Origin of the sequence: Phytoactinopolyspora endophytica, from assembly GCF_004138495.1 — a bacterium.
GTDB classification, from domain to species: Bacteria; Actinomycetota; Actinomycetes; order Jiangellales; family Jiangellaceae; genus Phytoactinopolyspora; species Phytoactinopolyspora endophytica.
This window is the reverse complement of the sequence record NZ_ML142850.1, coordinates 298004-301510: the sequence shown is the minus strand read 5'-3', so window position 1 is coordinate 301510 and position 3507 is coordinate 298004. Positions and strand designations below refer to the sequence as shown.

At 67.9% G+C, this 3507-nt stretch carries 4 protein-coding genes; all 4 read left to right on the top strand.

Annotated features, from left to right (window positions below):
• On the top strand, positions 1–1115 hold a 1115-nt coding region (locus tag ELR45_RS04730; RefSeq protein ID WP_165367480.1), incomplete at its 5' end, for a LysR family transcriptional regulator.
• The gene (locus ELR45_RS04725; RefSeq protein WP_129663864.1) at positions 1096–2478 is read left to right on the top strand and encodes an aminomethyltransferase family protein; all 1383 of its coding nucleotides are present in this window, start codon (positions 1096–1098) and stop codon (positions 2476–2478) included. The genes ELR45_RS04730 and ELR45_RS04725, both read left to right, overlap by 20 nt.
• Positions 2479–2550: 72 nt before the next feature.
• Positions 2551–3225 carry a 4-carboxy-4-hydroxy-2-oxoadipate aldolase/oxaloacetate decarboxylase gene (locus ELR45_RS04720; protein ID WP_129663862.1) on the top strand — a complete coding sequence of 225 codons (675 nt, stop codon included), beginning with the start codon at positions 2551–2553 and terminating at the stop codon, positions 3223–3225.
• The coding region (locus tag ELR45_RS36910; RefSeq protein ID WP_205855965.1) for a cupin domain-containing protein at positions 3218–3507 on the top strand (290 nt) is incomplete at its 3' end. The genes ELR45_RS04720 and ELR45_RS36910, both read left to right, overlap by 8 nt.

Sequence of the window (3507 nt, the reverse complement as noted above, 5' to 3'; positions counted from 1 at the left end):
GCGGCCCGGTTCGACACCGCACTCGCGGTGACCCGTTCAGCGATGGAGGAGACGTGTCGATCCCCGCGGTGCAGCCGCCGGTCGCGTCGTTCCCGCCGTTCACGCTGCGTCAGCTCGACTACCTGGTCGCAGCCGCCGAAGCGGGCACGATCGTCGGTGCGGCCGAGCGGATGCATGTCTCGCCCTCGACTATGTCCGATGCCATCACCCAGCTGGAGCGGCTGCTGCACACCAGGCTCTGCGTCCGCCGCAAGGCCGAGGGGCTCACGCTCACCAGCGCCGGGGAACAGGTGGTCGCCGACGCCCGAGTGCTCCTGCGGGGTGCGCAAGAGCTGTACGCGTCTCTCGTCTCCTCGACCGACCAGCTGTCCGGGCCAGTGTCGATCGGCTGCTTCCCGACGCTGGGCCCGACCGTCCTGCCCCCTCTGCTCACCGCCTTCGCCGACAGCCACCCCCGGCTTCACGTCGAGGTCATCGAGGCCTCACAGGACCGGCTGGCCGAGCTGCTGGCCTCGGGCCGAGTCGACGTGGCCTTCGTCTACGACGTCCAGCTCCCGCGCAGCGTACGGAGGGAGCGTCTGTTCACGCTGCCGCCGCACGTGCTGCTCCCGGCCGGCCACCGGCTGGCCGCCATGCCGCACGTGCGCCTCGAGGACCTCGCGGACGAGGACTTCATCATGCTCGACAGTCCTCCGTCGCGCTCCCACGCGCTGTCGATCTTCGACGCGCGTGGTCTCACCCCCAGGATCCGACACCGGACCGGCAATCCGGACGTGGTGCGGACACTGGTCGGGAGGGGCCTGGGCTACGGCATGTTGGTCCAGCGGCACATGGACCCAGGTGCCGTACGAGGCTTCCCTGTGGTCATGAAGGAGATCTGGCCGCCTGTTCCTCCGTTGTCGATCGACGTGGTGTGGCCCGCGGAGTACGAGCCGACACAGCGGACCAAAGCCGTCATCGAGTTCGCTCGGGGCGTCGAGTGGCCGCGCGTCGAGCTGGGGGGCAGCCCCGTACCCCCGCCACCACGCGTCTTGCCGATCCCGGACGACGTTCGCACCGGCTCATCCTTCGACAACCAGTTGAAAGGACAACGAGATGACGCTGACCATGACTGAGGCTCAGACGCTCGAGCAGAGGATCCAAGGGGCGGGCGGGCCGGTGTCGCTGCTGCGTGGGCCCCACCAGCTCGGCCCCTATGTCTTCCCCGGCATCCCCAACGAGTTCACCAGCTGGCGCGACGAGGTCTGTGCCTGGAAGGACGGCGTCGCCCTCCTGGAGCAGTCGTACCACATGAGCGAGCTCCACCTTCGCGGCACCGAGATCATCCCGTTCCTGTTGACGATCGCGGTCAACAAGTTCGACCCGTTCCCGGTCCGCAGGGCGAAGCAGCTCGTCGTGGCAAGTCCCGACGGCTACCTCATCGGGGACGCCATCCTGTTCCACGAGGACACCGACTTCCTGCGTCTGGTCGGCGCTCCCATGGCGTTGGACTGGGTCCAGTACAACGCCGAGTCCACCTCGTTCGACGTCGCCACCACACTCGATCACAACTGGTCGGTGATGGAGCACCCCCGAGACGTGTTCCGGTTCCAGATCCAGGGCGTGCATGCCCTCGACCTGGTGACAGACGCTCTCGATGGTCCGCTTCCTGAGGCGGGATTCTTCGGCATCGCCGACATCTCCATCGCGGGCAAGCCGATCCGGGCCCTGCGTCATGGCATGGCCGGGACGCCAGGCTTCGAGATCTACGGCCCGTGGGCCGACCAGCAGCCGGTCCGCGAGAGGTTGGACGAGCTGGGAGCCAAGTACGGCCTGCGCAAGGTCGGGGCGTTCGCATACTCGACGACCGCCCAGGAGTCGGGGTGGATGCCACTTCCGCTGCCGGCGATCTACCACGGAGAACAGCTCAAGCCCTACCGCGAGTGGACCAGCACCTTCTCGCTCGAGTCGCTGGGATCGCTCGGAGGCAGCCTGGTGTCGGATCAGATCGAGGACTACTACGTCGATCCCATCGAGGTCGGATACAAGAACATCATCGACTGGGACCGCGACTTCCTCGGCCGGGACGCTCTCGCCGAGCGAGCAGAGAACCAGCGGCGCAAGAAGGTCACCCTCGTCTGGGACGACGCCGACGTGACGGCGGTGAACGAGTCGGCACTTTTCGGGACCGGAACGTCTCCGCAGTACATCGCCCTTCCGTCCCCCATGTACTCGACCTGGGCCGCCGATGCCGTGCTGAGCGGTGGCGAGACCGTCGGGTTCTCCCAGTACATGTCCTACTCCGCGAACGCCCGGCACATCCTCTCGCACGGGATCATCGACGCCTCGCTGGCCGAGCCCGGCACCGAGTTGACGCTGCTGTGGGGTGAGCCGAACAGCCGACGCGACAACGTCGGAAGCCACGAGCTGCGCGAGATCCGAGTGACCGTGGCACCGACGCCCTACTTCGCCAAGGTCATCAAGACCGGGACTCAGTGATGGATCTGACGATGGGTCCTAGGACGCGCCCGGATTGCGGCGGTGGCCGAACGCGATGAGGAGCTGTTGAGCATGGCGAGAGTGGTAACGGGTCAGCCGCGTGCCGGCCAGGCAGTTGCCGGCGCCTTCGCCGAGGTCGGGGTCGCGACGACTCATGAGGCACAGGGACGGGTGGGCCTGCTGAACCCGCGCTTGCGACCGAGGCAGGTCGGCGCGGCGATCTCAGGGGTCGCCGTGACGTGCGAGGTGCCGCCCGGCGACAACTGGATGTTGCACGTCGCCGTCGACTTGGCAGGGGAGGGCGACGTCCTCGTCGTCTCTCCGACCTCGCGATGTGACGACGGGTACTTCGGCGACCTCTTGGCCACCGCCGCGCAGGCACGTGGAGTGCGGGGGCTCGTGATCGACGCTGGAGTGCGCGACGTCAGCGCGTTGCGCAGCATGGGCTTCCCGGTCTGGAGCAAGACGGTCAGCGCCCAGGGCACCGTCAAGGAGACGCTGGCCGACGTCCAGGTGCCACTGGTCTGCGGCGACCGGTTGGTGCACCCCGGTGACGTCGTGGTGGCCGACGACGACGGGATCTGCATCGTTCCCCGTGTGGACGCCGAGGTCGTCCTCGAGGCGGCTCGCTCACGCGCGCTCGACGAGGAACGCAAGCGCCGGCTGTACAGCTCGGGAAAGTCGAGCCTCGACGTGGACCCGGCGCTGCGGGGCCGGCTTGAGGAGATGGGATTGATCCGTGAGTGACGGTTTGTTCGAGCGTCCTCGCACGCCCCGACGTGTCGTCACGACGAGACGCAACGGACGGTCGGGAGTCGCGAGCGACGGGCCTGTGCCCAACGCGCTGCACCATGAAGCCATCCCGGGGATGCTCAGCAGCGTCGTGTACCGCACGGCAGCCTCACCCTCGGTGCCGGCAGCGGAGCAGGAGACCGCCCCGCGCAGGGGGCCGCTGCTCCCTGGGCCGGGGGAGACCTCACTGCTGATCGTGCAGTTCCCCCCGGACAGCGTGTACGTGGCTCCCGGATT

What these genes read in the sequence shown, in the direction of transcription:
- ELR45_RS04725 (WP_129663864.1), top strand. Translation starts at nt 1,096, where the DNA reads ATGACGCTGACCATGACTGAGGCTCAGACGCTCGAGCAGAGGATCCAA.
- ELR45_RS04720 (WP_129663862.1), top strand. Translation starts at nt 2,551, where the DNA reads ATGGCGAGAGTGGTAACGGGTCAGCCGCGTGCCGGCCAGGCAGTTGCC.